The sequence below is a fragment of the Streptomyces sp. NPDC050485 genome (genome assembly GCF_044458185.1).
Classification (GTDB): domain Bacteria; phylum Actinomycetota; class Actinomycetes; order Streptomycetales; family Streptomycetaceae; genus Streptomyces.
Genome location: NZ_JBITHR010000004.1, coordinates 28,783 through 54,555 on the forward strand (window position 1 = coordinate 28,783; position 25,773 = coordinate 54,555).

The window sequence follows — 25,773 nt, forward strand, 5'->3', positions numbered from 1 at the left end:
AGGGGAGAGCACGATGAAGGGGATGAAGAGACGGCCGGGCGGAGTGCGCAGGGCGGTCACGGGGGTGGCCGCGACGGCGGGCGCACTCGCGCTCTCGCTGGCCGGGGCGCAGCCGGGCACGGCGGATCCGGCCCCGGCCGGTCCCGTGCTGAGCGTGAACCGCACGACGGGGCTGCTCGACGGCGACATCGTCAAGTTCGGCATCGCGGGCGGGCCGCCGAAGGCGTACGTGTGGGTCGAGCAGTGCGTCCGGACGGCGGCCGGAACGGCCTGCGACGGGGGCACCGGACGGCAGTTCCGGGTGTACCCCGACGGCACCTACCAGGTGTCGCCGAAGAAGCTGTACGCCCAACTGCACACCGGCGCGGGCGACTTCGACTGCCGGGCGCCCGGGAGCGGCTACGAGTGCCGACTGGCGCTCACCGACAACGCGGGCGCGGTCCTGACCACGGTGCCGCTGACGTTCCGCCCGCACGGCCGCCCGGAGCCCGCACCCACCTTGCGGGCCACCCCCGACACCGGGCTGACCGACGGGCGGAGCGTGCACCTGTCCGGCGGGGGCTACGAACCGCAGTACCACATCTCCATCCTGGAGTGCCTGGCCGGATCGGCCGACACCTTCGGCTGCCGCCCCGGAAGCCGGCCGCCCGCGACGACCGACCAGGGCCGGATCAACCAGGACCTCACCGTCTCGGCCGCCTTCACCACCATCGACGGCCGCACGGTGGACTGCCGTACGAAGGACGCCTGCGAACTGATCGCCTTCGGCTCCCGAGTACGCGGCCCGGCCACCGTCCACCACCCGGTCTCCTTCGCGCCGGTGCCTTAGGCCTCGTCACCGAGACCCGGGCGCGGGCTCCGCAGGTGCGGCGCCCGCGCCCGGGTCTGCTCGGTCAGCTCCCGCCGCGCGGCAGTGCCAGGGACTGGACCTGGGGAAGGGCGGTCCAGTCGTTCGAGGCGATGCTGGCGTGGGCGGTGGCGAGGCGGGCGATACGGGCCTGGGCGTCGGACGCGGACGGGTTCTTGTCGTCGAGGGCCGGCGGCACGTTCTGGGCGTCGGTCATGATGAGGAAGTAGTGGCGGGTGTCGTACCAGGCGGTGTCGATGGTGCCGTTCACATAGGTCGCCGCGTCGCCGTCGAAGACGACGAACCACGGGCGGATCGACGGGTCGGAATAACGTGAACGGGGGTCGCCCGCCTGGGCGTTGTGGACCGCGGGGAAGACCTGGGCCTGCGCCGTGCGGCCCGCCGCCGCCAGGTCGCGCAGGTACCGCGCGTACTCGACGTCCGTCCACAGGGTGTCGGTGGGGTTGTGCTCCTCGACCGTGCCCGGGATGACTTCGAGCATGACCTTGCCCGCGAGCTGCTGACGGGTCGGCCAGTTGCCCGCGGTGGCGGCCTCGTCCAGCGTGGCGTACTGGCCGCCGCCCGGCTTGGCGAGCAGATCCGCCGGGCGGAAGACGGCCGAGCCGAGATGGGCGCTGATCGTCTGGTCCAGCTTGGCGGGGCCGAGGCCGTAGGTGGCCTGGAAGCCCGCCTTCATCTCCAGCTTGATGACGAGCGGCGGGTGCCCGGGGTGGGCGGTGAGCCAGACCCGTACATCGTCCAGGCAGCTCTCCAGGTCCTTGTTGGCGCCGCCGGTGTAGAGCTGGGCGGGGGTGTTGGCGTTGACGCAGTTGTTGCTGTTGCCCAGCGGGTTGGAGTGGCTGACCTTCCACTCCTTGGTGATGAAGTCGTCCCACACATCGAGCTCGATCATCGACGTGCCGGTGTCGAGCGCCTGGGCGAGGTAGCGGAAGGCGGCCGGGTCGTAGGTGTTGTGCAGGCCGGAGACGGTGGCCCCGGACAGCGGCAGGGTCTCGGGCCCGGTCGCGGACGCGCTGCCGCCGGCGCCCGTCATGGCGAGGGCGAGGCAGGCGGCGAGCGCGCCGAGCAGGGCCGTACGCGGCCGGGGCGGGAATCGTCTGGGCCGGGGTTCCGACACGGGTCCTCCTAGGGGGTAACACTCCGTCAGGACGATGGCACCGTCGAATGAAGCGACGGAGACATGTCAAGTAACGCGAGTTGGATTCCTCCTGTCACCCCCCGCGGCCGGTCCGGCCGCGAGGTGGGGACCGCCGGGTATGCCGGAACGTGTCGCGGGCGCCTAGAACTCGAACACGCCTCCCATGGCCGCCGACTTGATGCATGTGTTGGGGAAGGTCTGCACGTGGCTGACCCGCTTGCCGTTCCACACGCCGTCCGCCCGGACGGTGACCGGCTGCCACAACTGGGTACACATCGGCCGGCCGATCGGGGCGAGGGCGGTGAAGTCGCCCTGTACGCGCTTGAGTTCGGCGCAGGCCGCGGCGGCTGCGGGGTGGGTGCCCGAGGGGGTCGGGGCGCAACTGAGGGTCACCGCGCGCTGGACGGACCCCTCGTCGTCGCCGGTGCCGGGCTCGACCGTGAGCACGAGGGCGGACGGCGAGTACAGGCTCATGGGCTTCGTGGCGGCGGCGGGGGCAGCGGTCGCGACGCCGAGTCCCGCACCGACGAGCCCGTTGGCCAACAGTGCGACGGCGACGGCGGTGGCTGCTGCGATCTTCCGCATTTCGAACACTCCTGGGGTTGGGTTTCCGAAGAACGAACAGGAGTCTCTCCCTGCGGAGAGTGCTCCGCGGACCACGCCGGACACATTCGGTCACGCGAAGTAACTCAATGAAGCCGCATCAGTGCAGGGCATCGCATAGGAGTGCAGGTCGCCGAGCTCCCCAAGGTCGGCCAAAAGAAAGGCGTGTTGGGGGCTTAATGGTCGATTTCAAGGCAGACTGAAGCCTGATTCTGTGAATCTTAGGCTGGTTTGAGGGGTGGTCAGATGGCGGTCACGCGGTTCGCTTGTATACGGAGCGAGCGGGTCCGGCCCTGGCGGCCCCTCCGTGCGGCCCCTCCGCGCACCGCGCCCGCCGGGCGCGCCGGGCGCCGTCGTCACCCGGGCATCGCGTCAGCCGCCCCGCGACCGGATTCCGGTGCGGCTCACCCCGTCGGGCCCCTGCCACCACCCCTGCCCGCCCGGCGCCGTACTACGAGGAGGAGCATCCCGGCCGCGGTGAGGCCGCCCGCCACGGAACCCGCCACCGGCCACGCGGAGTCGTCGCCGTCCGCCGAGCCGCCGGACTTGACCGCCGGCACGTGCGCGGCCTGCACGGGCGTGGCCCGCGGGGACGCCTTGGCCGGTTGCTGAGATTCCAGTGACCCCACCGCGTCCACGTGGTCCCAGGCCCCGAAGCCCCAGTCGAGCAGCGACCGCGCTTCCTCGTACACCGCGAATCCGCCGCCGGCCTGGGGGTTCATGACGGTGACAAGGAGGGTGTGCTCGCCCCGGTGCGCGGCGGCGATCAGGGTGTTGCCCGCATGGCTGGTGTAGCCGTTCTTGACCCCGACGATCCCCGGGTACGGCGCGATCCCGTCGGTCCCCGACAGGAGCCGGTTGGTGTTCACGATGCCGTACGAGCCCTCCCGGCCGGGGAACTGCGCGGACGCGGTCGAGCAGTAGGTGGCGAAGTCCGGCAGGGCGAGGCCCGCCCTGGCGAACACCGCGAGGTCGAACGCCGAGGAGACCTGGCCCGGAGTGTCGTAGCCGTCGGGCGACACGACCTCGGTGTCCAGCGCGCCGAGCCGCCGGGCCTGGGCCTGCATCTGTGCCGCCGTCTCGTCCCAGCCGCCGTTGAGCGAGGCCAGTACGTGCACGGCGTCATTGCCGGAGCTGAGGAACACTCCGCGCCACAGATCGGACACCTGGTAGGTGTGCCCGGCCTCGACGCCCACCAGGCTGCTGCCCGGGCCGATGCCGGCCAGGTCCTGCTCGGAGACCGTGTGCCGGTCCTCGGCGCGCAGATGGGGGAGCGCGGTGACCGCGAACAGGGTCTTGAGGGTGCTGGCCGGGGGCAGCCGGCGGTGCGCGTCCCGGGCGGCGAGCACCTTGCCCGTGCGGGCGTCCGCGACCACGAACGAGAGGGCGGACAGCTCGCTCGGAAGGGCGGGTGCGCCCGGCCGCAGCCGGACCTGCTCGCCCGCCGCCGGACTCGGCGGGGACGCGGAGACGGAGGCGGAGCTGTCGGGCGTCGGGGCGAGGCAGCACAGCCCGATGGCGGCACCGGCGGTGAGTGCTGCCATCGAACGGAATCCGGATCTGATGACCATTCAGCCACCGTAGGAACAGAACGGACATCCCGCAGGTCGGCATGTGCCGTCCGGCTTACAGGGGCGGGCCCGCGGCGGTGGGCCTGCGGCGGGGGAATCGACCTGAGGAAGGCGGGCGTACCCTGCGCCGCTTGCGGCCGGTTCGGCTCGTTCAGGCCTGTTCTGTTCGTTCAAGGAATAGCAATGGTCTAGTCCAAGTCGTTGACGTGTTCCGGCCATCGCCCAATTCTGGGATCCCCTCCCACCCCCAGGAGACCTCGACATGAAGCCTCTTCGTGCTCTCCTCTGCGGCGTCGCCAGCGCCGCACTGGCCGCGGCCGGGCTCACCGCCTTCGTCGCCGGCCAGGCATCGGGCGCGACCGCCGCCGCGGCCGGGCTCGGCGGGCGCTGGTACGCCGCGGCGCCCTATCTGATGCCGCTGGACAACAACCCACCCGACGCCACCGCCATCATGGACGCCACCGGACTCAAGGCCTTCCAGCTGGCCTTCGTCCTCGCCCCCAACGGGGGCGGCTGCAGCCCGACTTGGGGCGGCACCGCACCCGTCTCGTCCGACACCGCGGTCGCCGCCGTCATCAACGCCGTCCGCGCCAAGGGCGGAGACGTCTCGGTGTCCGTCGGCGGCTACGGCGGCACCAAGCTCGGCCAGAACTGCTCCGACGCGGCCGCCACGGCCGCCGCGTACCAGCAGGTCATCACCAAGTACCAGCTCAAGGCCGTCGACTTCGACCTCGAAGAGCCGGAGTACGAGAACGCCACCGCCATCTCCCACGAGATCGGCGCCGCCAAGATCCTCCAGCAGAACAACCCGGGCCTGTACGTCTCGGTGACCACCGCCGGCACGGCCGACGGCACCGGCTGGTTCGGGAAGCAGATGCTCAACGAGGCCAAGACGCAGGGCTTTGTGCCCGACAACTTCTCGATCATGCCGTTCGACGGCGGGTTCAGCGGCGCCGCCGCCCAGACGAGCGCGCTGACCAACTTCAACTCCGTACTCCAGTCGACGTTCGGCTGGGACGCGGCGACCGCCTACGCCCACGAGGGCTTCTCCGGGATGAACGGCCGCAGCGACTCGGGTGAGTACTTCTCGCAGTCCGACTTCCAGACGGTGCTCGACTACGCGACGAGCCACGGCATGGCCCGCTTCACCTTCTGGTCCCTCAACCGGGACCGGCAGTGCACCCCGCCCGACAACAACGGCACGACGTCGGGAACGTGCAGCAGCGTTCCGCAGGCGGCCTGGGACTTCGCCAAGTACTCGGTGAAGTTCGCGGGCGCCACTCCGCCCTCGTCGGCCCCGCCGTCCTCCGCACCGCCCTCCTCGCCGGGCGGCGGCGCCTGCACCGTGGCGGCCTGGAGCGCGGGCGCGGTGTACACGCAGGGCAACGAGGTCTCCCACAACGGCCACAAGTGGAAGGCCAAGTGGTGGACCCAGAACGAGGAGCCCGGGACCACGGGGCAGTGGGGAGTCTGGCAGGATGAAGGCGCCTGCTGATCTCTCCCCGGCTCCGGCCCGCGCGCTGCACCGCGCGGCCGGAGCCTTTCCCGTCCTGCGGAGTGCCGATCTCGTTCTCCGGAGTGCCGAAAGTTTTTCCGGACCGGCGGCAACCCCGCTTCCCGCCGCACGTCGTCAGGGGTGAAGGCGCGAACACCGCGCCGCCTTGCCGACCGTGGAGAACCACAACGTGACCGTCCCCCAGCACAGCCCTGACCACCCCGCACACCGCCGCCTCACCCGCGCCGCGGCCGCGACCGGCCTGCTCATCGCCCTCGCCGGGCCAGCCCTGGCCGGTACGGCGTACGCCGACGGGCCGAGCGCCAAGCCCGTGCGCGCGGCAGCCGCCCCCGCCGAGCCGAGCGCCACGCCCTCCTCGTCGGTCAAGCGGCCGGGGCAGACGCGGCCGAGCGCCGCGCCGAGCGCCCCTTCCACTGGCACCCAGGAGAAGCAGCCCGCGGCGAGCCAGTCGCCCAGCACGGACCGCGAACCCCCCACGGCGCCCTCCGCCCCCGCCGTCTCGGACCAGAAAGAGCTGGCCCATACTGGTTCGTCCACGGCCAACACGGCGATGGGCCTCGGAGCCGGCGCGCTGGTCCTCGCGGGCGCCGGAACCCTCTACGCCGTCCGGCGGCGCCACCAGCACTGAGAGCCTGTGCCCGGTCCCCGCCCGGACCGGACCGCGGCACGGACTCCGAGACACCCACGGCCCCGCCCCGGCCAGGACGGGGCCCAGGGGGTGTCCGGTGGATCAGGGTCGGACACCCCTTCACCCGCGCACCCGAGGAACTGATGGAGTACACCGCCGTACGGCGCCCGGCCCGCCTCACCCCGCGCGGACTGCTTCCGCCCTGGTGGCGCAGACTGCTGCGCCGGGACCGCCCGGCGTCCGGCGACACGTACGCGGATCCGTACCCGGCGGGGCCGGGCGGCACCTACCGCGGCCCGTTCGGTGATCCGTACGGCCCGGGTACTTCGCGGCCGACCGTCAGCGAGCTCTACCACGCGCACCGCCTCAAGATGGTGCATCTCGCCGTCATGCTGGTGGACGACCGGGCGAGTGCCGAGGACGTCGTGCAGGACGCGTTCACCGCGCTGTACCGGCGCCACGGCGACCGGATCGACGAGATCGACAACGCCCTCGCCTATCTGCGCACCGCCGTCGTCAACGCCTCGCGCTCCGTGCTGCGCCGCCGGCGCACGGCCCGCGGCTACACCCCGCCGCACGAGCCCGACGCGCCCTCCGCGGAGGAACGGGTCGTCCTGGACGAGGAGCACCGCGAAGTGCTCGCCGCGCTGGGGCAGTTGACCGTACGCCGCCGCGAGGTGCTGGTGCTGCGGTACTGGAGCGACCTCACCGAGGCGGAGATAGCGCAGACCCTCGGCATCAGCCGGGGATCGGTGAAATCCATCGCGAGCCGGGCCCTGGACTCGCTGGAGAAAATCCTGGAAGGACGGGCATGAGCGGCCACTGGAGCGGGTCCGAGGCGCCCGAGCGCCCGGTCGAGACGCGGCTGCGCCGCGCGCTCGCCGCCCGCGCGGAGCAGATCACCCTCGCCGGTCTGCGGCCCGCCGACCCGCCGGGACCCCGGCTGCGCCGCACCCCGCTGGCCCGGCTGCGGCTGCGCCGGCTCGGTCTGCCGCTGGCCGGTCTCGCCACCGCCGCGGCCGTGGCCGTCGGCTACTTCACGCTGGCCCCCGGCCACGACGAGCAGCGCCCGCTGCCCGCAGGACCGCCGGGCCCGGTCGAGCCACCGCCGACGCCGGCCCCGTCCACGTCGCCCGGCCCGCGGCCCGCGCCGTCCGCCGAGCCTTCGAAGGCGTCCAGCGAGGTGTCGCCGCCACCCCCGCAGCCCCCGGCGGGCCCGGTGAATCGACTGCCGTCCCGCGCCGCCGGACCCCAGCGGTCCGCCCCGCCGTCGGCGCCGCCGGTCCGCTGAGGGCAGCGGGGATCAGGCCCCGCGTTCGCGGCTGCGGCTCCGCTGCCACAGCACCAGGGGCACCGCGCCCGCCAGCCCCAGCGCGCCCGGTGCGACGGCGGCCGCCCTGTTGATGCCGGGCTGGTCGAAGGTGCCGGGGACGGGCAGCGTCGCCCAGCGGGTGACCGGCCAGGCGATCACGAAGGCGCGGCCCACGGCCTCGCCGACGGGGACGAAACCCTGGTTCTTGTCATGCGAGTGGTAGCGGGAGTCGGCCGAGTTCTGCCGGTGGTCGCCCATCACCCAGAGCTTTCCCTTGGGCACGGTCACCTTGAACTGGCCGCCCGCCTCGTCGGCGCTGCACGCCGTGTTCCCGGGGAAGACGTATGGCTCGGTGAGCGCCTTGCCGTTGACCGTCAGCGGGCCGGTGCCCCGGCACTCCACGGTGTCGCCCCCGACCCCGACGACCCGCTTGATCAGGTCGTGTTCGTTCGCCGCCGGCATCAGCCCGACGAACGAGAGGGCCCGCTGGATGACGTTCGGGTTCGAACTCGACTCTCCCCGCAGCCAGTTGTCGGGATCGTGGAAGACGATGACCTCGCCGCGGCCGGGCTCCGAGCCGAACCACGGCGTCAGCTTGTCGACCAGCACCCGGTCGCCGGGCTGGAGGGTGTTCTGCATGGAGTCGGAGGGGATGGAGAACGCCTGCACCAGGAACGTCTTGATGAGCAGCGCGAGTACCAGCGCGACACCGATGAGGATCGGCAGTTCCTTCCAGAAGGAGCGCTGCTTTCCGGGCCGCCGGCCGTGCTGGCCGTCCGGCTCGTCACCGTCGGTCTGAGGGCTTCCGCCCGCGCCGACCGTTGAATTCCCCACGCCCGCTCCTTTGTTCGCACCGCGGTCCGCGCGCCGAATGGCGCGGATCCACCAGGTTGTGAACGAACGGTAGTTCCGGGCGGGTCCGTTCACCGTCGGCTCCGAGGGGTGTCCGGTCGCTTTCCTGCATCCGAAGGACGCGGTAGCACGCATAAGCCCCCGCCGCCCCGCACCACGGGGGTGCGGGGGACAGGGGCTCGGCGGTTTTGCCGCGGCCGGGTCAGGAGGCGGGCACGGGGCCCTGCATGTGCTGACTGATCCACTGGATGAGCCCGCCGGTGGCCATGTTCGGCACATACGTCTTGGCGTTGTGGTCGCCGCCCTGGATGACGCTGAGCTTCGTCTTGACCGGGCCCTTCGTGTACTTCGCCACGAAGTCCTCGATCTTCGGCTTGGCCTGCGCGTCGGAGCCCGCGGTGCCGACCTGGAAGGCCAGATAGACGTCCGGGCTCTTCGCGTCGATCAGCTTCTGGGCGAGCAGCTTGGGGTTGTTCTCCGCCTTCTCCTTGTCGTGCCCGGCCCACAGTCGGGAGTCGGGGACGATGTCGGGACCGGAGGCGATGACGGCCTTGAACTGGTCGGGCTTCTGCAGCACGCTCTTCAGGCCCGCGAAGCCGCCCGTGGAGGAGCCCATGAAGGCCCAGCCGTCACGGGACTTGACCGTACGGAAGTTGGCCTTTATCAGGTCGGGGACGTCCTCGGTCAGCCAGGTGCCCATCTTCGGCTGGCCCGGGATGTCACTGGCGTCCCAGTACAGACCGCCCTTGTCCGGATGGGGGTTGAGGACCGGCATCGCCAGGATGAACGGAAGGCTCTTGCCCTCCGTGGACCACTGGGAGATGCTCGCCTCCAGCTTGAGGTCCGTGCCCATCCAGTAGTTGGTCGGGTATCCGGCGCCGCCGGGCAGCGCGATCATGACGGGGAAGCCGCTCTTGGCGTACTTCGGGTCCTTGTACTCCGGCGGGACCCAGACCCAGACCTTGCCCGTGAAGCCGGACTTCTTGCCCTCGAGGGTCGTCACGGCGATCTTGGTGTCGTTCTCGGGAACCGTGCCGGCGACGGTGAACTTGGCCTCCGGGCCGGTCGGCATGAGCACCTTGGAGTCGGCCGGCTGCCCTGCGCCGCCGCCCTTGCCGCCGTCGCCGCCGCCGCTCTGCCCGAAGCTGATCGCGTCACCCTTGTCCGACAGGACGCCGAAGTAGTTGAGGGCGGGCCACGCGATCAGGCCGAGCACGACGACGGCGACCACGCCGAGTATCCAGCGCTTGGCGCGGCTGGCCCGGCGGTGGCCCCGAGACTGATAGGCCCCGTGTCGGGGGTTGGTCATTGCGTTCGCTCCGGATCCGTTCTGTGGCCCAAGGGCATGCCTGTTCGTTCCATCAGTCGTGATGGTCAGCAAGGACCAAAGGGTTCCGGATTAATCTTACAAATCTTGGAAAAGTGACCGATCCGTCAGCGGCGACCGCGGAGCGTGCCGGTCATGGCCGGATCCGGGGAGCGTGTTCGCCGCCCTCAGGGGCGCACGCACCGTACCTCCACCCGCACATCAAGGTACCGCCCGGCCATCCCGCGCGATGCCGTCACCCCGAACCGGGTCCGGTCGATACGGGTCGTGGCGCGGGCGGTGAACGCCCCCGCGGACGAGGCAGAGTTCTCGATCGCGAGGGTCACCGGCTGGGTGACCCCGCACACCGTGAGCGTGCCGGTGAGGGCCGTGCCGTCCAGGCGGTCGGCGGTGTACGTCATGACGGGGTGGCGGGCGGTGTCCAGGAAGCGGGCCGAGCGTACGGCGGTGTCCCGCTGGCGGCTGCCGGTGCGGAAGCTCGCCGGGTCGACCTCGGCGCGCACGCTCGACGCGGTGAGCGGCTCGACGATGTCGACGGTCCCGCTCCGGATCGCGAAGCTCCCGTGAACCGGGAGGAGCCCGAACACATGCCGGGTCGTGAACGTCACGGTCGAGCCGGCCGGGTCGATCTCGTAGCGGCCGAGTCCGGGGGCCGCCGTTGTCCTGTCCTGGTTCGTTTCCATAGGCCGATTCCACGCCGCCGGAACCGCGCGCGAAAGGGCGGGCGGTCGGGACCGGAGGCGACGAAGGGAGGGCCGCGCGTGGCGGCATGCGACTTTCGTAGGTTCCGCCCCGGCCGAAAGTCCGCTGCCAGGTCCGGGCGAGCGGGGGATGACCTACCGTGAGCGGCATGAGTGACGGACCGTGGCACCGTCGGCACCCGATCGCCGTGGATACGGCGATCGCCGTCTGCTTCGCCCTGCTGGACAGCGGCATGACGCTGCTCGGCGCGACCTGGTGGCCCGAGCGGCCCGGCGGCCTCGCCTGGGCGATGCTGGGTGTGCAGGCGCTCGCCTGCCTCTCGCTGGCGGCCCGCCGCCGCGCGCCCCTGACCGTGGTCGCGGTCCTCGGCGCGTTCACGCTCGCCGTAACACTGCTCATCTCACCCGCGCACGCACTGACGCCCGCGCACCCCGGCAACGTATGGGCACCCTTCTCGACCGCGCTCGCGGCGTACGGCCCGGTCTGCTACGGAAAGAACGCCTGGAACCGCCGGGCGGCGTACCTCGTGCTCGGCGTCTTCACCCTCGTCGTCGCCCGGGCCTGGCAGCCGTCGGTCACCGTCATCAGCATCGGCCTGCTGCGCACGGCGGTCGGGCCGCTGCTCGCCCTGTACTTCGACGCGCGCCGGCGGCTGGTGTGCGCGCTGACCGAACGGGCCGAACGGGCCGAACGGGAGCGGCACCTGCTCGCCGAACGCGCCCGCGCCGAGGAACGCACCCGGCTGGCCGGCGAGATGCACGACGTGGTGACACACCGGGTGAGCCTGATGGTGCTCCAGGCCGGCGCGCTGCGCGTCACCGCGCCCGACGCGGCGACCCGGCGGGCGGCGGAGGAACTGCGGGCGGCCGGCTGCCAGGCGCTGGAGGAGCTCAGGGACCTGATCGGCATTCTGCGTACGGCACCGGAAGGGGACCGGACGCCCTCGGTCGCGGGGTTCGCCGCGCTGGTCGCCGAGTCGACGGCGGTGGGCGTTCCCGCCGAGCTGGTCGAGCGCGGCGACCCCTCGCTCGCCTCGCCCCTGGTCGGCCGCACCGCGTACCGCATCGTCCGGGAGGCGCTGACGAACGTCCGCAAGCACGCGCCCGGTGCGCGGGTCACCGTACGGATCGAGTACGACGAGGCGCGGGTACGCGTCGTCGTGAGCAACACGCGCCCCACCGCGGGGCCCAACAGCGAGCTGGCGCGGACCGGTTCGGGCCTGGGCATCGAGGGTCTGCGCCGGCGCATCGAGCTCGTGCACGGCACCCTGCGCGCCGCGGGGGACCCGGACGGCGGGTTCCGCGTCGAGGCCGTGCTGCCCGCCTATGTACCGACAGCGGAACCGGTGGTGTGAGGCCTGTGGTCCGAGTAGTGGTGGTGGACGACGAGCCGATGGTGTGCGGGTTCCTGCGCACGATCCTCGGTACCGCCGGCGACATCGAGGTCGTCGCCGAGGCGCACGACGGGGCCGCGGGCGTGCGGGCGGTGCTGCGCCACCGGCCCGACGTCGTGCTGATGGACCTGCGCATGCCGGGCATGGACGGGATCGCCGCTATCGAGCGGTTGGGCGAGCGCTCCGACGCGCCGCCCGTCGTGGTGCTCACGACCTTCGACGCCGACCAGTACGTCCTGCGCGCCCTGCGGGCCGGGGCCACGGGGTTCCTGGTGAAGTCCACACCGCCGGAGGACCTCATCGGCCTGGTCCGGGTCGCCGCCGAGGGCCACACCGTCCTTTCGCCCGCCGCGGCCCGCCGGCTGATCGCCGCCTCGACCGACAGCCTGTCCGCCCGCGACCGTGCGCGGGACCTCGTCGGCCGGCTCACCGAGCGGGAGGTCGAGGTGCTTGCCGGTCTGGGGGAGGGGCTCTCCAACGCGCAGATCGCGGCCCGGCTGTATCTGTCCGAGGCCACCGTCAAGGGCTATGTGTCGCGGATGCTCGACAAGCTGGAATGCGCCAACCGTACCCAGGCCGGACTGCTCGCCCACGACGCCGGCGTGGTCGCGCCGTAGAAGTCCCTTTCAGGTCAAGGGAGTTGGGGCTCGCGCCGATGGAGTGGCGGGGCGATGCCGTCCCCGGCGGGTGGCGCGTGGCCGGACACGCCGTGGCAATGCCGGGCTGGGCGGCGACGGCGACGGATGCTTGATTCTGCTCGGTTGATGGGAGCCATTGACAAGAACAAGCATCAGTACTGCACTGGCTGATGCCCTCCGGCAGGCTCGTACCGGAGGGATCGGCACCTTCCCTGCCCTCGAACGCACCCCGCCCGGGCCACAACCGGCCGGGCCAGGAAGGAATCTGTCGTGCCGTCACTTCCCACCCGCCGCCGGAGGATCGCCGCCCTGCTCGCCGCGCTCCTGGCGCTCCCGCTGACCGCGACCGGGGCCCTCGCCGCCTCCGGCACGCCCGCGGCCCCCGCCCGGAGCGCGCCCCTGGCCACCACCCCGCCGATGGGCTGGAACAACTGGGCGCACTACATGTGCGACATCAGCGAACAGACCGTCGTGCACAACGCCGACGCCCTGGTCTCCACCGGCCTCGCCGCCAAGGGCTACCGGACGCTGACCGTGGACGACTGCTGGATGAGCAAGAGCCGGGACAGCGCGGGCACGCTCGTCGCGGACCCGGTCCGCTTCCCGCACGGCATGGCCTGGCTCGGCTCGTACCTGCACGCGCGGGGCCTGAAGTTCGGCATCTACGAGGACTCGGGCTACGCCACCTGCGAGGGCTATCCCGGCAGCGGCCGCCCCCAGGGCGGCGGCGCCGACCACTTCGCGCAGGACGCCGCCACCTTCGCGTCCTGGGGCGTGGACTACCTCAAGCTGGACGGCTGCAACGTGTACGTCGCGCCCGGCGAGACCCAGGAGCAGGCGTACCGCCAGGCCTACGCGGCCGCGGCCACGGCCCTGCGGGACACCGGGCGGGACATCGTCTACTCCGAATCGGCCCCCGCCTACTTCCAGAACGGCGAATGGGGCACCCCGGACTGGTTCTCGGCGCTCTCCTGGGTGGGGCAGTACGGGCAGCTCTGGCGCGAGGGCTGGGACATCGCCACGTACGACGCCCAGAAACCCGGCGCGAGCCGCTGGGCGAGCGTGCTGTCCAACTACGGCTACAACCGCTGGCTCAGCCGCTACGGCGGGCCCGGCAACTGGAACGACCCCGACTTCCTGCTCGCCGGCGACCCGGGCCTGACCGCCGAGGAATCGCGCAGCCAGGTGGCGCTCTGGTCGATGATGGCCGCTCCGATGATCCTCTCCTCCGACGTGGCCGCCCTCAGCCCGGCCGGGCTCTTGGCACTGGGCAACTCCGGCCTCGTCGCGATCGACCAGGACAGCCTCGGACGGCAGGCCGGTGTGGTCGCCACCGACGGCACCACCGATGTCCTGGCCCGCCCGCTGGCGGGCGGGGACCGGGCCGTCGCCGTGCTCAACCGCTCCTCGTCGGCGCGGAGCGTCTCCACCTCCCTCGCCTCGATCGGCCTGCCCGGCTGCACGGTGCGGGCCAAGGACCTGTGGAGCGGGGCGAGTTCGACCACCTCGTCCGCGCTGACCGCGACCGTGCCCGCGCACGGCACCGCGATCTGGCGGCTCACCCCGGGCGGCGGCTGCGCACCCGCCGTACCCACCGGACAGGTCACCGGCAACGGCGCCAACTGCATGGACGTGTCCCACAGCGGCACCGCGGACGGCACACCGGTGATCCTCTTTCCCTGCACCGGCAACGCCAACCAGCGCTGGACCCTGGGCGCCGGCGACACCGTACGGGCGCTCGGCAAGTGCCTGACCGCGAGCGGGAGCGACGCGGGCAGCGCCGCCACCCTCTCGGCGTGCACCGGCGCCGACGCCCAGCGGTGGTTCACCGACCAGGACGGCACGCTGGTCAACGCCGATTCCGGGCTCTGCCTCGATGTGTACGGCGGCGGCACGGCGAGCGGCACCAGGCTCGACACCTGGACCTGCGGCAGTCATCAGTCCAACCAGACCTGGGCGCTGCCCGTGTGACGGACGGAATCAGTCCGTAGGGGCGAGCTCCTGTCGCACGCTGATCGCATCGAGGCGGATCGTGAACGCCGCGGTGTCCTCGGCGCCCAGCGACAGGAGCTTCTCCTTGTCCGCGCCCACGTTCACCTCGACCCGGAAGGCGACGACGTAGAGGTGCCCGACCGTCTCCTCGTCCTGGAGCGCGAAGAGGAGGTTGCAGGTGTATCGGGTGCCGTTGGCGGCGTCGTGGAAGGCGAGGTGTGCGGCGCCCTCCTGCTCGCCGAGGCCGAGGAAGACCCGGGCCAGCGCGGCGTCGGTCTTCTCCCAGAAGGCCGGATTCCCGAACGGCTCGACCAGCGCCTGGCGCACGGCCTGCTTCAGCGTGAGGACCAGAACCTGGACGGGCGCGGTCTCCTGGAGGCCGAAACCGGGGATGATCTTGACGACCGTGCTGTCCGGCAGGCCGCGGGCGGCCGAGCGTACGGCCGCGAAGTCGAAGTCCGCGGCCGCCGGCGCGATCGCCTCCTGGAGCACCGCCTCGGCGGCCCGCGCCCGGTCCCGCGCGTCCGGGCCGACTTCTACGACCGTCCTGAAGGCGGCCCTTGTGCTGGTGGCCCGGTCAACCATGGCTGCTCCCGCGGAGATTGGAGGTGATCACATGCAGACGCGCCAGTATGCACAAGGCGCCCCGGGACGGCAGCGCGGTCTCACATTCCGTACGGAGGGCGTCCGGCCCTGGCCGCCTTCGTGCCGGGCGTCACCGACTGTGACCGGTCGTACCTCTCTGACCTGCGTGGACCACGGAAAGTGAGGCCCGTCACTTCGGGTGATTTTTTCGGCATGTTCCCCGCATGCCGGGGCAGGGGCCGAGATGGCCTTGTCCCACACCGCATCGGAGGATCCGAACCATGCCCGAGCTTTTCATCGACGGCCAATGGCACGCCGCCGTCGACGGGCGGACCCGTGAGATCCGGTGTCCCGCCGACGGCACCCTGGTCGCCACCGTTGACGAGGCGGGTCCCAAGGACACCGCCGCCGCCATCGCCGCCGCCCGCGCGGCCTTCGACCACGGCCCCTGGCCGAGGACCGCGCCGGCCGAGCGCGGCGCACTCCTGCTGCGCGTCGCCGAGCTGCTCGTACGCGACAAGGAGCAGCTCGCCCGCGCCGAGTCCCTCGACACCGGCAAGCGGCTCGTCGAGTCCCGCTACGACATGGACGACATCGCCAACTGCTTCCGCTACTTCGGCACGCTCGTCACCGCGCAGGGCGCCGGCCGCGTCGTGGACACCGGGAACCCGGTGGTCGACAGCCGCGTCGTGCAGGAGCCGGTGGGCGTCTGCGGGCTGATCACGCCGTGGAACTACCCGCTGCTCCAGACCGCCTGGAAGGTCGCCCCGGCGATCGGCGCGGGCAACACCTTCGTACTGAAGCCCAGCGAGCTCACCCCGCACACCGCCGTCCACCTCATGAAGCTCCTCCAGGAGGCGGGGCTGCCGGCGGGCGTCGCCAACCTCGTGCTCGGCGCGGGCCCCGAGGCGGGCGCGCCGCTCGCCGAGCACCCGGACGTCGACCTCGTCTCCTTCACCGGCGGTCTCGTGACCGGCCGCCGCATCATGGCCGCCGCCGCGCCCACCGTGAAGAAGACCGCGCTCGAACTCGGCGGCAAGAACCCGAACATCGTCTTCGCCGACGCGGGCAAGGACGAGGCGAGCTTCGACACCGCCGTGGACATGGCGCTCACCGCCGTGTTCCTGCACTCCGGGCAGGTCTGCTCGGCCGGCACCCGGCTCCTGGTCGAGGACGCGCTGCACGACCGGTTCGTGGACGAACTGGTGCGCCGCGCCCGCCGGATCAGGCTCGGCGGGCCCTTCGACGAGCGGGCCGAGACCGGACCGCTGATCTCCGCCGCCCACCGCGACAAGGTCGAGGCGTACGTCGCCGCCGGAATCGCGGAGGGCGCCGTGCTGCGCTGCGGCGGCGAGCGCCCCGAGGACCCGGCGCTCGCGTTCGGCCACTACTACCCGCCGACCGTCCTCGACGAATGCCGGGCCGACATGAGCGTGGTGCGGGACGAGTCCTTCGGGCCGGTCCTCACCGTCGAGCGCTTCACCGACGAGGACCAGGCGGTGCGCCTGGCCAACGACACGGTCTACGGCCTGGCCGGCGCGGTGTGGACCACCGACGAGGCCAGGGCGCGGCGCGTCGCGGCCCGGCTGCGGCTCGGCACCGTATGGATCAACGACTTCCACCCGTACGTCCCGCAGGCCGAGTGGGGCGGCTACAAGCAGTCCGGCACGGGGCGTGAGCTCGGGCCCGCGGGCCTGGCCGAGTACCAGGAGACGAAGCACATCTGGCGCAACACCGCCCCCGAACCCCAGCGGTGGTTCGAGGGCTGACCCGCTGAGCCCGGCCGGTCCTCCCCCCCCGGACTGGCCGGCCACCGCCCCATGCCTCCTCCTGTTCCCTGCCTACTTGGAGTCTGGTCATGAGCATGACCAAAGATGACGCCGAACTCCGGGAGTTCGGCTACAGACCCGAACTCAAACGCACGCTCGGCAACTTCCACACCTTCGCCGCCGGCATCAGCTACATCTCGATCCTCACCGGCACCTTCCAGCTGTTCTACTTCGGCTTCGGCTTCGGCGGACCCGCCTACTGGTGGTCCTGGCCGCTCGTCTTCGTCGGCCAGCTGATGGTCGCCCTGTGCTTCGCCGAACTCGCCGCCCGCTACCCGGTGGCAGGGTCGGTCTACAACTGGGCCAAGAAGCTCGGCGGCCCGCACATCGGATGGCTGGCCGGCTGGATGATGCTGGTCGCATCGATCGTGTCGATCGCCGCCGTGGCCCTCGCCTACCAGGCGACGCTGCCGCAGATCTCGAAGGCGTTCCAGATCGTCGGCGACGGCACCGGCACCTACGACGTCGCCACCAACGCGGTGATCCTCGCCGCGGTGCTGATCCTGTTCACCACCCTGGTCAACGCGTTCGGCGTCAAGCTGATGGCCCGCATCAACACGGCGGGCGTCTTCCTCGAACTCGTCGCCACCGTCGTCCTGATCGTGCTGTTCGCCGTGCACGTGGTGCGCGGCCCCAGTGTCGTGCTCGACACCCACGGCCACGGCAGCGGCGGCAGCTTCGGCTACATGGGCGCCTTCCTCACCGCGGCGCTCGCCTCCGCCTACGTGATGTACGGCTTCGACACGGCCGCCTCCCTCGGTGAGGAGTCCGTCGACCCGTCCCGCAACGCGCCCCGCGCGATCCTGCGGGCGCTGGTCGCCTCGTTCGTCCTTGGCGGCCTGATCCTGATCCTGGCGCTGATGAGCGTCAGCAGCCTCGACGGCAAGGGCATCACCACCGACGGACTCCAGTACGTCGTGCTCGACGTGCTGGGAGACACCGGCGGCAAGCTGATGCTCTGGTGCGTCCTGATCGCCGTCACCGTGTGCGCGCTCGCCGTGCACACCGCCGCCATCCGCCTCGCGTTCGCGATGTCCCGGGACAACAACCTGCCCGCCGCGTCCCTGATGGCGAAGGTCAGCCCGCGCTTCAAGACTCCGGTGCTGCCCGCCGTCGTCGTCGGCGTACTCGCCCTGGTGATCCTGCTGGTGAACATCCGCCAGCCGCAGATCTTCTCGGTGGTCACCAGCATCGGCATCATCATGATCTACGTCGCCTACCTGCTGGTCACCGGGCCGATGCTGATCGCCCGGCTGCGCGGCAAGTGGACCCCGGCCGGCGACGGCAAGTTCTCGCTCGGCCGCTGGGGCCTGCCGGTGAACATCGTCGGCGTGGTGTGGGGCGGCTTCATGACCGTCAACCTCGCCTGGCCGCGCGCCGAGGTCTACAACGCCACCGCCCCCTACCACTGGTACCTGCGCTGGGGCGCCTTCCTCTTCGTCGGGGCCGTCCTGCTCGGCGGCTTCGCCTACTACTGGTTCGTCCAGCGCCACCGCACCGGGGTGCTCGCGAGCCATGCCGCAACGGAAACCGAAAGTGAGTCGGAGCCCCATGTCCACACAGCCCACTGAATCCCCCGTACGCACCGAGGAGTTCGACTACGTCGTGGTCGGCGGCGGCACAGCGGGCAACGTGGTCGCGGCCCGGCTCAGCGAGGACCCCTCGGTGACGGTGTGCGTCCTGGAGGCCGGACCCTCCGACGTCGGCGACGACAACGTCCTCCAACTCGACCGCTGGATGGGCCTGCTGGAGTCCGGCTACGACTGGGACTACCCCGTCGAGCCGCAGTCGCACGGCAACAGCTTCATGCGGCACGCCCGCGCCAAGGTGCTCGGCGGCTGCTCCTCGCACAACTCGTGCATCGCCTTCTGGGCGCCCGCCGAGGACCTCAACGCCTGGGAAGCGGCGGGCTGTTCGGGCTGGAGCGCCGCCGACATCTTCCCGCTCTACCGGCGCCTGGAGACCAACGACGCCCCCGGCGACCACCACGGCCGCAGCGGCCCGGTCAAGATACGCAACGTCAAGTCGGCCGACCCGTGCGGCGCGGCCCTGCTTGAGGCCTGTGCCCAACAGGGCATCCCCACCACGCAGTTCAACGACGGCAGGACCGTGATCCGGGGCGCCAACTGGTTCCAGATCAACTCCGACGAGAACAACATCCGCCAGTCGTCCTCGGTGGCCTACCTCCACCCCGTGATGGACAAGCGCCCCAACCTCGTCGTACGCACCGGAGTCCGCGCCAAGAAGCTCCTGATCGACGCCGACCGCCGCTGCACCGGCGCCGAGTACCTCGACCCGGACCTGATCCACACCCGCACGGTCACCGCGCGGCGCGAGGTCATCGTCTCCTGCGGCTCGATCGACACCCCCAAGCTGCTCATGCTGTCCGGCATCGGACCGGCGGCCCATCTGCGCGAGGTGGGCGTGGACGTCCTCGTGGACGCCCCCGGCGTCGGCGAGAACCTCCAGGACCACCCCGAGGGCGTCATCATGTGGGAGGCCAAGCAGCCCATGACGACCGCCTCCACGCAGTGGTGGGAGATCGGCATCTTCGCGGACACCGAACCCGGCCTGGCGCGACCGGACTTGATGTTCCACTACGGCCAGGTGCCGTTCGACATGAACACCGCCCGGTACGGCTACCCGACCACCGAGAACGCCTTCTGCCTCACCCCCAACGTGACCCGGGCCAAGTCGCGCGGAACGGTGCGCCTGCGCACCCGCGACTACCGGGACAAGCCGATGGTCGACCCCCGCTACTTCACGCACGAGCACGACGAGCGGGTCATGACGTACGGCCTGAAGCTGGCCCGCGAGATCGCGGCGCAGCCCGCGCTGAGCGGCTGGGCGGGCGCCGAACTGGCCCCTGGCCCGGACGTGCGGACCGACGACGAACTGCTCGACTACATCCGCAAGACCCACAACACCGTCTACCACCCGGCCTGCACGGTGAAGATGGGCGCCGACGACGACCCGATGGCACCGCTGGACGCCCGGCTGCGCGTCAAGGGCATCGACGGGCTGCGGGTCTGCGACGGCTCGGTCATGCCGGAGCTGGTGACGGTCAACCCGTGCATCACCACGATGGCGATCGGCGAGAAGTGCGCCGACCTGCTGAAGGCCGACGCCCGCTGATTCCCGGCGGCCGGTTCCGGGCCCCTGACCGAGGGGCCTGGAACCGGTTCCAAGCGGGCGTGTGGAGGCGCCCTGAAGGGGCGCGGGGCTGTGACACCGTGCGGCTCCGCCGCGATGGGGGTCCCCCCTGTTCGAGCAGAGCCGAGAACTTGGGGGAGCGACCAGCCTCCCCCAAGCTCTCAACCTCGTTCGAGCAGGGGGGACCCCCATCGGCCCGCAGTCGAATACCCGCACCCCCAGCGGAGCGCCTACGCCGGGGGAAGCAGCGGCCCGCAGTCCCACTGCTGGAAGATGAGCCGGGTCTCCACCCGGGCGACCTCGGGCCGCGAGGTGAACTCGTCCAGGACGAGCCGCTGGAGATCCGCGGTGTCCGCGACGGTCACATGCACCAGATAGTCGTCGGGACCGGTCAGATGGAACAGCGCCCGGGACTCCGGCAGCGCCCTGACCCGCTCCACGAACGGACCGATCAGATCACGCCGGTGCGGACGCACCTGCACGGACAGCAGCGCCTGGAGCCCCCGGCCCAGTTTCGCCGGATCGACGCGCAGCTGATAACCCAGGATCACCCCGGTGCGGCGCAGCCGCGCCACCCGGTCCAGGCAGGTCGAGGGCGCCACACCGACCTCGGCGGCGAGATCGCGGTAGGTCGTGCGGGCGTCGTTCTGCAGAAGGCGCAGAATGTGCAGATCCACCGGGTCCAGTACGACGGATTCAGCCATGGCCCGAACGTAACACGGGGTGCGGCTCCGGGGGCCCGGCGACTGTTCACAGTGGCCGCATGGACGCCGACACCACCACCGCCGCCAGCTCCGTGGACACCCTGGCCGTGCACGCGGGCCGCGAAGGCCTCGCAGCCCTCGGCCTGCACGCCCCGCCCATCGACCTGTCCACCACCTACCCCTCGTACGACAGCAGGGCCGAGGCCGCCAGGATCGACGCCTTCGCCGCCACCGGTGAGGCCCCCGAGGGCCCGCCGGTCTACGGCCGGCTCGGGAACCCGACCGTCGCCCGCTTCGAGACCGCGCTGGCCCGCCTGGAGGACACCGAGGCGGCCGTCGCCTTCGCCAGCGGAATGGCGGCCCTGTCCGCCGTCCTGCTCGCCCAGCACGCCACCGGCCTGCGCCACGTCGTCGCCGTACGCCCCCTCTACGGGTGCAGCGACCACCTGCTGACCGCCGGGCTCCTCGGCAGCGAGGTCACCTGGGCCGACCCGGCGGACGTCGCGGACGCGATCCGCCCCGACACCGCCCTCGTCATGGTGGAGAGCCCGGCCAATCCGACCCTGGCGGAAGTGGACCTGGCGGCGCTCGCGGACGCGTGCGGAACGGTGCCGCTGCTCGTCGACAACACCTTCGCCACCCCGGTCCTGCAACGCCCGGCCCACAGCGGAGCCCGCCTCGTGCTGCACAGCGCGACCAAATACCTCGGCGGGCACGGGGACGTCCTGGGCGGCGTCGTCGCCTGCGACGAGGCCTTCGCCCGCAGGCTGCGCCAGATCCGCTTCGCCACGGGCGGCGTCCTGCACCCGCTCGCCGGATATCTGCTGCTGCGCGGTCTCGCGACCCTGCCGGTGCGGGTGCGCGCCGCGTCGGCGACCGCCGCCGCACTCGCGGCGCGCCTCGCCGCCGACCCCCGCGTGCGGCGCGTCCACTACCCGAAGCTGGGCGGCGCCATGGTGGCCTTCGAGTCGCTCACCGACCCGCACGAGGTGATCGCCCGGGTGCGCCTGATCACTCCGGCGGTCAGCCTCGGCAGCGTCGACAGCCTCATCCAGCACCCCGCCTCCATCAGCCACCGCATCGTGCCGGCGGACGACCGGGCCTCGGCCGGGGTCAGCGAGCGGCTGCTGCGGATGTCGGTCGGCCTGGAGGACGCCGAGGACCTGTGGCGCGACCTGGACCAGGCGCTCGGTGACGCCGAGCCGGTCCGGTCAACTCGGGCCAGGCAGAACGGAGTTGAGCCGGTGGGCCTGTTCGCGCAGGCGCGGTTCGCCGACGCCTGACCGGCCGGACGGGTCTTCGCGGTGCCGGATCTTTGCGGGGCTGGTGTTCGCGGTGTCGATCAGGCGTCGGGCCGGTCTTCCCGGGGCTGGTCCCGCCTCAACGCGACGTCTTGTTCCGGGTGAACTCGTCCTTGCCGAACCCGTCCCAGCTGACCACCAGCTCGGCGCCGGTCAGCCTGGCCGTGCCCGTGGTGCGATTCGTGTTGCCGTCCGGGCATGTGAGGTGCAGCGTCGCCGTATCGGCGGCGCTGTTCGCCGTGCCGTTGCACAGGTGCTCGCCGAGTACGGACGCGTTCTTGCCCTTGATGACGAGGGCGACCGGCTTGCCCTGGGTGACGGCGACCCAGTCGCCGTCGATACCACCGGCCGCACCGGCCGCACTGCCGGAGGTGCTGCCGTCCTTGACGCCGGCCGTTCCGGCGGAGCCCGATCCGCTCGGGCCCGTTCCGGCGGGCGTCCCGGCCGCCGTACTGCTTCCTGTTCCCGCGCCTGACGCAGCCGGCGCCTTGCCGGACGTCTTGTCCGAGCCGCTGCTGCTGCAGCCCGAGGCGAGGAGGACGGCGGCGAGCCCCACGGAGGCGAGGCCGGTGGTACGCAAGAACCTGTGCACTGCTGATCGTCCCCCTGCGAAGCGTCTTCCGGACCCGTCAAGCTACCAGCCGGGACCGGCGCGGACCCTCGACTCGGGATTCTTCAACCCCGCCCGCCGACTCGCGCCCATCACCGTCGACTTGGCTCACCCGGTACGGTGTGCGCGCCCCGCCCTCAGTCGGCCAGGGTGATCCGGACGGCCACCGTGCCGCTCGTCCCGCGCCGCAGCCGGCTGCCGAGCAGGGTGAGCCGGCCGAGCACGCCGTACTTGCGGCGCAGCAGCGCGCGGCACGCGTCGGTGGCCGCCGCGTCGCAGATCACGGCGGTGGCGGGGCGCTGCTCGCCCGTGGGGTTGCCGCGCACGTCGCAGGGCCCCACCAGCACGTCGGACCGGTTGCGGATGCGCTTGACCTTCCAGGAGTCGGCGACCGTCCAGATCGCGAGGGCGTCGCCGTCACGCACGACCCACACCGGCGTGGCCACGGCGGTGCCGTCCTTCTTGTAGGTCGTGACCAGCAGGTACTTTCCGGCGCCGAGCCGGTCCAGCACATCGGCGTTCACGCGGCCGTCCTTGGGTCGAAACGAGAGGTGGAAGGCCCTTTGTAGCAGGTGACTGGTCACTGGTGGCCCCGCCGCACACCGCGCACCGCGAAACGGGTCGCGCTCAGAACGTCCCGGCCAGATTGCGCAGGTACAGGGCGACGACGGCGACGAGGCCGAGGATGACCACCCAGGAGCCGAGACCGGTGTGCCGTCCCGTGCGGCCCGCCCCCCTGGGCCGTCCCGCTGCCTGGGCCCGCCGCGGCCTGCTCGCCTTCTTCGGTCTGCGCGGACGCGCGGTGCTCCGGGGTGCCGCGCCCGCCGCGGTGTCGGCCAGCAACCGGCGGCAGACGGTGGCGAGTTCACTCGTGCCGAGGGTGAGGCTGGCCACCGTCTCCGAGCGGGCCGGTGCGGTGGTGCCACCGTCGAGGATGCGGCCCGCGCGAAGCAGCACCTGGTCCTGGCCGCCGGTGGGGGAGAGGCTGATCCAGCGTTCGACGTGCGCCCCGCGAATGACCACGCTGCCGGACCGCTCCCGGTACACGGTGTGCTCCCGCCACAGCAGCCCGGCCAACTCCCGTGCGGTGTCCCGCAGTTGCGCGCTCACGCTTCCCCCATCGTCCCCGGCCCTTCGAACAGGCATCGCACTCTAGCGCCGGACGGGGAGGCTTGCGAACCGGGCCGTTCTCACCCCGCCGGTTCAACCTCCAGGTAGTGGTGACGGCGCGGTCCGCGGTACTCCAGTGCCAGCCACCCGAGCCGCCGCAGTACGCCGGCACAGCGCTGGAGCGACTCGTTCGCCGTGTATTCGGCGCCGCTGCCGGGCGGCCCGAGCCATTCGACGCGGGCGACCGAGGCCCGGTCGGTGGTGCTGACGCGGTAGCCGGTCGCGCAGCGCCGGCCCTCGGCGTCGACGGCCGACGCCTCGATCCCCGCGGCCTCCAGGCTGAGGGCGATGGCCCGCACCGGCTGGAGCCGTTCCCACCGCGCCGGCCCCGAGGCGCCCGGGCCGTCCATGACGCGGCGGATGTGCAGCAGCCCCTCGAAGGCGGTGCGCACGGCGGCATCCCGGCCCGCCCCGGGCGGAACGGGCCCGTCCCCCGTGGCCGCCTCGAACGGTCCAGTCATCACCGGACACCTCCCGCCGTGCTCACCCGCCACCGGGTCTCATCGCCCGAACCCCCATGAACCGTACGGTAGTTGAGCTCACCGGCCGCCGGAGACCCGCAGGACGGCGCCGGTGGTGTACGAGGCGTCGGGCGAGAGCAGCCACGCGACGGCGGCGGCGATCTCGGACGCCTCTCCGGGGCGGCCCAGCGGGATGCTGCCGGCCGCCCGCGCCGGGCGGTCCGGGTCGCCCATGGTGGCGTGCATGTCGGTGTCGATGAGGCCGGGGGCGACGGCGTTGACCCGGATGCGGTCCTGGCCGAGCTCCTTGGAAAGACCGATGGTCAGGGCGTCGGTCGCCGCCTTGGACGCGGCGTAGTGGACATAGTCCCCGGGGCTGCCGAGGGTGGCCGCGGCGGAGGAGATGTTGACGATGGCGCCGCCGCCGAGCGCGGCCATGTCGCGGGCGGCCCGCCGGCAGCAGAGCAGATAGCCGAGGAGGTTCACGTCCACCACCCGCCGCAGGTCCTCGGTGCGGGCATCGGCGAGCCGGCCCAGCGGGCCGGTCACTCCGGCATTGTTGACCAGGCCGCTCACCGGCCCGAGTTCGGCCGACACGGTGTCGAACAGCCGCTCCACGTCCGCCTCTTGGGAGGTGTCCGCCCGCACGGTGACGCACCGGGCTCCCGCCGCGCGCACCTTTTCGGCGACCTCCTGCGCGGCCGCGTGGTTGCTGACGTACCCGAGGGCCAGGTCGTGTCCGTCGGCTGCCAGCCGGACGCATGTGGCCGCCCCGATTCCCCGACTGCCGCCTGTGACGATGGTGACCGGACGTGACACCTGCTGCCTCCCGCGCTCGCTGGCTGGTACGTGCTGACGACAGCAAGTCCTACCGCACGACCGGCAGGCCGGCGAACGGGCCCCTCATATGCCCTCGGCGCAGACCGCCTCGTCGTCGGCGGCCGTCGCGAGCGGGGCCTGTGCGGCGTCCAGTCCTTCGGTCAGGGTGGCGAGGAGGGCGCGAAGGGTGTGGAAGTCGTCCGGGGGGAGATTGACGGCTTCCGCGATGCGGTGCGGCACGGCCAGCGCGCGTTCGCGCAGCGCCGTGCCCTGTCCGGTGAGGCGGATGGTGACGGACCGCTCGTCCGCCCGGCTGCGGTGGCGCTCGACGAAGCCCGCCGATTCGAGGCGCTTGAGCAGCGGCGACAGCGTGCCCGAGTCGAGCCGCAGCTTCTCGCCGATCTTCTTGACCGGCAGCTCGCCGTGCTCCCAGAGCGTCAGCATCACCAGGTACTGGGGATACGTCAGCCCGAGATCCTTCAGCAGCGTGCGGTAGACGCCGTTGAACGCGCGCGAGGCGGCGTGCAGCGAGAAGCAGAGCTGGAGGTCGAGCCGCAGGTAGTCCTCGTCGGGCGGGCGGGCGGGGGGCGTGGTCACCATG

Annotated in this window: 26 protein-coding genes; 12 read left to right on the top strand and 14 right to left on the bottom strand. The window is 71.9% G+C overall.

The window, feature by feature from the left end; genetic code table 11:
• Window positions 1–22 precede the first annotated feature (22 nt).
• On the top strand, window positions 23–829 hold the full coding sequence (locus tag ACIBK6_RS09400) for a neocarzinostatin apoprotein domain-containing protein (RefSeq protein ID WP_399050241.1): 807 nt from the start codon (window positions 23–25) through the stop codon (window positions 827–829).
• A gap of 64 nt (window positions 830–893) precedes the next feature.
• Here ACIBK6_RS09400 and ACIBK6_RS09405 read toward each other — a convergent pair whose 3' ends face one another.
• From ACIBK6_RS09405 to ACIBK6_RS09415, 3 genes are all read right to left on the bottom strand, one after another.
• Window positions 894–1,985: a phosphatidylinositol-specific phospholipase C domain-containing protein gene (locus ACIBK6_RS09405; RefSeq protein WP_399050243.1), complete on the bottom strand. Its 1,092-nt coding sequence runs from the start codon at window positions 1,983–1,985 to the stop codon at window positions 894–896.
• A gap of 162 nt (window positions 1,986–2,147) precedes the next feature.
• Window positions 2,148–2,591: a subtilase-type protease inhibitor gene (locus ACIBK6_RS09410; protein ID WP_399050245.1), complete on the bottom strand. Its 444-nt coding sequence runs from the start codon at window positions 2,589–2,591 to the stop codon at window positions 2,148–2,150.
• A gap of 422 nt (window positions 2,592–3,013) precedes the next feature.
• A complete protein-coding gene (locus ACIBK6_RS09415) occupies window positions 3,014–4,180 on the bottom strand; it encodes a D-alanyl-D-alanine carboxypeptidase family protein (protein ID WP_399050247.1) in 1,167 nt (388 codons plus the stop codon).
• 262 nt (window positions 4,181–4,442) lie between these two features.
• Here ACIBK6_RS09415 and ACIBK6_RS09420 point away from each other — a divergent pair, with 262 nt between their 5' ends.
• From ACIBK6_RS09420 to ACIBK6_RS09435, 4 genes are all read left to right on the top strand, one after another.
• Window positions 4,443–5,675, top strand: a complete 1,233-nt coding sequence (locus tag ACIBK6_RS09420) for a carbohydrate-binding protein (RefSeq protein ID WP_399050249.1) — start codon at window positions 4,443–4,445, stop codon at window positions 5,673–5,675.
• Window positions 5,676–5,865: 190 nt separating this feature from the next.
• Entirely contained in the window at window positions 5,866–6,324 is a 459-nt protein-coding gene (locus ACIBK6_RS09425) for an LPXTG cell wall anchor domain-containing protein (protein WP_399050251.1), read from the top strand.
• A 143-nt stretch (window positions 6,325–6,467) separates the two neighbouring features.
• Window positions 6,468–7,139 (top strand): RNA polymerase sigma factor, encoded by a 672-nt coding sequence (locus ACIBK6_RS09430; RefSeq protein ID WP_399050253.1) that lies wholly within the window; start codon window positions 6,468–6,470, stop codon window positions 7,137–7,139.
• Window positions 7,136–7,615 (top strand): hypothetical protein, encoded by a 480-nt coding sequence (locus ACIBK6_RS09435; RefSeq protein ID WP_399050255.1) that lies wholly within the window; start codon window positions 7,136–7,138, stop codon window positions 7,613–7,615. Before ACIBK6_RS09430 ends, ACIBK6_RS09435 begins: the two co-directional genes overlap by 4 nt.
• 12 nt (window positions 7,616–7,627) lie before the next feature.
• Here the strand turns inward: ACIBK6_RS09435 and lepB are convergent, their stop codons facing one another.
• The 3 genes from lepB to ACIBK6_RS09450 all read right to left on the bottom strand — a co-directional run bounded on the left by lepB (window position 7,628) and on the right by ACIBK6_RS09450 (window position 10,498).
• Window positions 7,628–8,470: a signal peptidase I gene (lepB, locus tag ACIBK6_RS09440; protein WP_399050257.1), complete on the bottom strand. Its 843-nt coding sequence runs from the start codon at window positions 8,468–8,470 to the stop codon at window positions 7,628–7,630.
• Window positions 8,471–8,690: 220 nt separating this feature from the next.
• Window positions 8,691–9,797, bottom strand: coding sequence for an alpha/beta hydrolase (locus ACIBK6_RS09445; protein ID WP_399050259.1), 1,107 nt, complete (start codon window positions 9,795–9,797; stop codon window positions 8,691–8,693).
• Window positions 9,798–9,982: 185 nt separating this feature from the next.
• Window positions 9,983–10,498 (bottom strand): YceI family protein, encoded by a 516-nt coding sequence (locus ACIBK6_RS09450; protein WP_399050261.1) that lies wholly within the window; start codon window positions 10,496–10,498, stop codon window positions 9,983–9,985.
• Between the two features lie 167 nt (window positions 10,499–10,665).
• Between ACIBK6_RS09450 and ACIBK6_RS09455 the strand changes: the two genes are divergently transcribed.
• The 3 genes from ACIBK6_RS09455 (at window position 10,666) to ACIBK6_RS09465 (ending at window position 14,519) form a co-directional block, all read left to right on the top strand.
• On the top strand, window positions 10,666–11,871 hold the full coding sequence (locus tag ACIBK6_RS09455) for a sensor histidine kinase (protein WP_399050262.1): 1,206 nt from the start codon (window positions 10,666–10,668) through the stop codon (window positions 11,869–11,871).
• 5 nt (window positions 11,872–11,876) lie between these two features.
• Window positions 11,877–12,527, top strand: a complete 651-nt coding sequence (locus ACIBK6_RS09460) for a response regulator (protein WP_399050263.1) — start codon at window positions 11,877–11,879, stop codon at window positions 12,525–12,527.
• Window positions 12,528–12,818: 291 nt separating this feature from the next.
• Window positions 12,819–14,519, top strand: coding sequence for a ricin-type beta-trefoil lectin domain protein (locus ACIBK6_RS09465; RefSeq protein ID WP_399050265.1), 1,701 nt, complete (start codon window positions 12,819–12,821; stop codon window positions 14,517–14,519).
• 9 nt (window positions 14,520–14,528) lie between these two features.
• On the opposite strand, the gene ACIBK6_RS09470 is transcribed toward ACIBK6_RS09465, so the two are convergent.
• Window positions 14,529–15,125 (bottom strand): Type-2Aa cytolytic delta-endotoxin, encoded by a 597-nt coding sequence (locus tag ACIBK6_RS09470; protein ID WP_399050266.1) that lies wholly within the window; start codon window positions 15,123–15,125, stop codon window positions 14,529–14,531.
• 281 nt (window positions 15,126–15,406) lie between these two features.
• Between ACIBK6_RS09470 and ACIBK6_RS09475 the strand changes: the two genes are divergently transcribed.
• The 3 genes from ACIBK6_RS09475 to ACIBK6_RS09485 all read left to right on the top strand — a co-directional run bounded on the left by ACIBK6_RS09475 (window position 15,407) and on the right by ACIBK6_RS09485 (window position 20,089).
• Window positions 15,407–16,894, top strand: a complete 1,488-nt coding sequence (locus ACIBK6_RS09475; RefSeq protein ID WP_399050268.1) for an aldehyde dehydrogenase family protein — start codon at window positions 15,407–15,409, stop codon at window positions 16,892–16,894.
• Window positions 16,895–16,983: 89 nt separating this feature from the next.
• On the top strand, window positions 16,984–18,525 hold the full coding sequence (locus tag ACIBK6_RS09480) for an APC family permease (RefSeq protein ID WP_399050269.1): 1,542 nt from the start codon (window positions 16,984–16,986) through the stop codon (window positions 18,523–18,525).
• Window positions 18,506–20,089: a GMC family oxidoreductase gene (locus ACIBK6_RS09485; protein WP_399050271.1), complete on the top strand. Its 1,584-nt coding sequence runs from the start codon at window positions 18,506–18,508 to the stop codon at window positions 20,087–20,089. Before ACIBK6_RS09480 ends, ACIBK6_RS09485 begins: the two co-directional genes overlap by 20 nt.
• Before the next feature lie 248 nt (window positions 20,090–20,337).
• On the opposite strand, the gene ACIBK6_RS09490 is transcribed toward ACIBK6_RS09485, so the two are convergent.
• Window positions 20,338–20,811: an Lrp/AsnC family transcriptional regulator gene (locus ACIBK6_RS09490; RefSeq protein ID WP_399050273.1), complete on the bottom strand. Its 474-nt coding sequence runs from the start codon at window positions 20,809–20,811 to the stop codon at window positions 20,338–20,340.
• A 59-nt stretch (window positions 20,812–20,870) separates the two neighbouring features.
• On the opposite strand from ACIBK6_RS09490, the gene ACIBK6_RS09495 reads away from it, so the two are divergent.
• Window positions 20,871–22,094 (top strand): trans-sulfuration enzyme family protein, encoded by a 1,224-nt coding sequence (locus tag ACIBK6_RS09495; RefSeq protein WP_399050274.1) that lies wholly within the window; start codon window positions 20,871–20,873, stop codon window positions 22,092–22,094.
• Window positions 22,095–22,191: 97 nt separating this feature from the next.
• Here ACIBK6_RS09495 and ACIBK6_RS09500 read toward each other — a convergent pair whose 3' ends face one another.
• The 6 genes from ACIBK6_RS09500 to ACIBK6_RS09525 form a co-directional block, all read right to left on the bottom strand.
• A complete protein-coding gene (locus ACIBK6_RS09500) occupies window positions 22,192–22,704 on the bottom strand; it encodes a hypothetical protein (protein WP_399050276.1) in 513 nt (170 codons plus the stop codon).
• A 155-nt stretch (window positions 22,705–22,859) separates the two neighbouring features.
• On the bottom strand, window positions 22,860–23,246 hold the full coding sequence (locus tag ACIBK6_RS09505) for a PPOX class F420-dependent oxidoreductase (protein ID WP_399050277.1): 387 nt from the start codon (window positions 23,244–23,246) through the stop codon (window positions 22,860–22,862).
• Between the two features lie 103 nt (window positions 23,247–23,349).
• Window positions 23,350–23,832 (bottom strand): hypothetical protein, encoded by a 483-nt coding sequence (locus tag ACIBK6_RS09510; RefSeq protein WP_399050278.1) that lies wholly within the window; start codon window positions 23,830–23,832, stop codon window positions 23,350–23,352.
• An 80-nt stretch (window positions 23,833–23,912) separates the two neighbouring features.
• Entirely contained in the window at window positions 23,913–24,353 is a 441-nt protein-coding gene (locus ACIBK6_RS09515) for a hypothetical protein (protein ID WP_399050280.1), read from the bottom strand.
• Between the two features lie 78 nt (window positions 24,354–24,431).
• Window positions 24,432–25,172 (bottom strand): SDR family NAD(P)-dependent oxidoreductase, encoded by a 741-nt coding sequence (locus ACIBK6_RS09520; protein WP_399050282.1) that lies wholly within the window; start codon window positions 25,170–25,172, stop codon window positions 24,432–24,434.
• 84 nt (window positions 25,173–25,256) lie between these two features.
• Complete coding sequence (locus ACIBK6_RS09525) at window positions 25,257–25,772, bottom strand: MarR family winged helix-turn-helix transcriptional regulator (RefSeq protein WP_399050283.1); 516 nt, start codon at window positions 25,770–25,772, stop codon at window positions 25,257–25,259.
• Between the last annotated feature and the right edge of the window lies 1 nt (window position 25,773).

Excerpts from the sequence above, each read along its gene's own strand:
- ACIBK6_RS09430 (WP_399050253.1), top strand. The coding sequence starts at position 6,468 with ATGGAGTACACCGCCGTACGGCGCCCGGCCCGCCTCACCCCGCGCGGA.
- ACIBK6_RS09525 (WP_399050283.1), bottom strand. The coding sequence starts at position 25,772 with ATGGTGACCACGCCCCCCGCCCGCCCGCCCGACGAGGACTACCTGCGG.
- ACIBK6_RS09410 (WP_399050245.1), bottom strand. The coding sequence starts at position 2,591 with ATGCGGAAGATCGCAGCAGCCACCGCCGTCGCCGTCGCACTGTTGGCC.
- ACIBK6_RS09495 (WP_399050274.1), top strand. The coding sequence starts at position 20,871 with ATGGACGCCGACACCACCACCGCCGCCAGCTCCGTGGACACCCTGGCC.
- ACIBK6_RS09515 (WP_399050280.1), bottom strand. The coding sequence starts at position 24,353 with ATGACTGGACCGTTCGAGGCGGCCACGGGGGACGGGCCCGTTCCGCCC.
- ACIBK6_RS09445 (WP_399050259.1), bottom strand. The coding sequence starts at position 9,797 with ATGACCAACCCCCGACACGGGGCCTATCAGTCTCGGGGCCACCGCCGG.
- ACIBK6_RS09475 (WP_399050268.1), top strand. The coding sequence starts at position 15,407 with ATGCCCGAGCTTTTCATCGACGGCCAATGGCACGCCGCCGTCGACGGG.
- ACIBK6_RS09485 (WP_399050271.1), top strand. The coding sequence starts at position 18,506 with ATGTCCACACAGCCCACTGAATCCCCCGTACGCACCGAGGAGTTCGAC.
- ACIBK6_RS09435 (WP_399050255.1), top strand. The coding sequence starts at position 7,136 with ATGAGCGGCCACTGGAGCGGGTCCGAGGCGCCCGAGCGCCCGGTCGAG.
- ACIBK6_RS09490 (WP_399050273.1), bottom strand. The coding sequence starts at position 20,811 with ATGGCTGAATCCGTCGTACTGGACCCGGTGGATCTGCACATTCTGCGC.
- ACIBK6_RS09450 (WP_399050261.1), bottom strand. The coding sequence starts at position 10,498 with ATGGAAACGAACCAGGACAGGACAACGGCGGCCCCCGGACTCGGCCGC.
- ACIBK6_RS09400 (WP_399050241.1), top strand. The coding sequence starts at position 23 with ATGAAGAGACGGCCGGGCGGAGTGCGCAGGGCGGTCACGGGGGTGGCC.
- ACIBK6_RS09480 (WP_399050269.1), top strand. The coding sequence starts at position 16,984 with ATGAGCATGACCAAAGATGACGCCGAACTCCGGGAGTTCGGCTACAGA.
- ACIBK6_RS09470 (WP_399050266.1), bottom strand. The coding sequence starts at position 15,125 with ATGGTTGACCGGGCCACCAGCACAAGGGCCGCCTTCAGGACGGTCGTA.
- ACIBK6_RS09415 (WP_399050247.1), bottom strand. The coding sequence starts at position 4,180 with ATGGTCATCAGATCCGGATTCCGTTCGATGGCAGCACTCACCGCCGGT.
- ACIBK6_RS09455 (WP_399050262.1), top strand. The coding sequence starts at position 10,666 with ATGAGTGACGGACCGTGGCACCGTCGGCACCCGATCGCCGTGGATACG.
- ACIBK6_RS09420 (WP_399050249.1), top strand. The coding sequence starts at position 4,443 with ATGAAGCCTCTTCGTGCTCTCCTCTGCGGCGTCGCCAGCGCCGCACTG.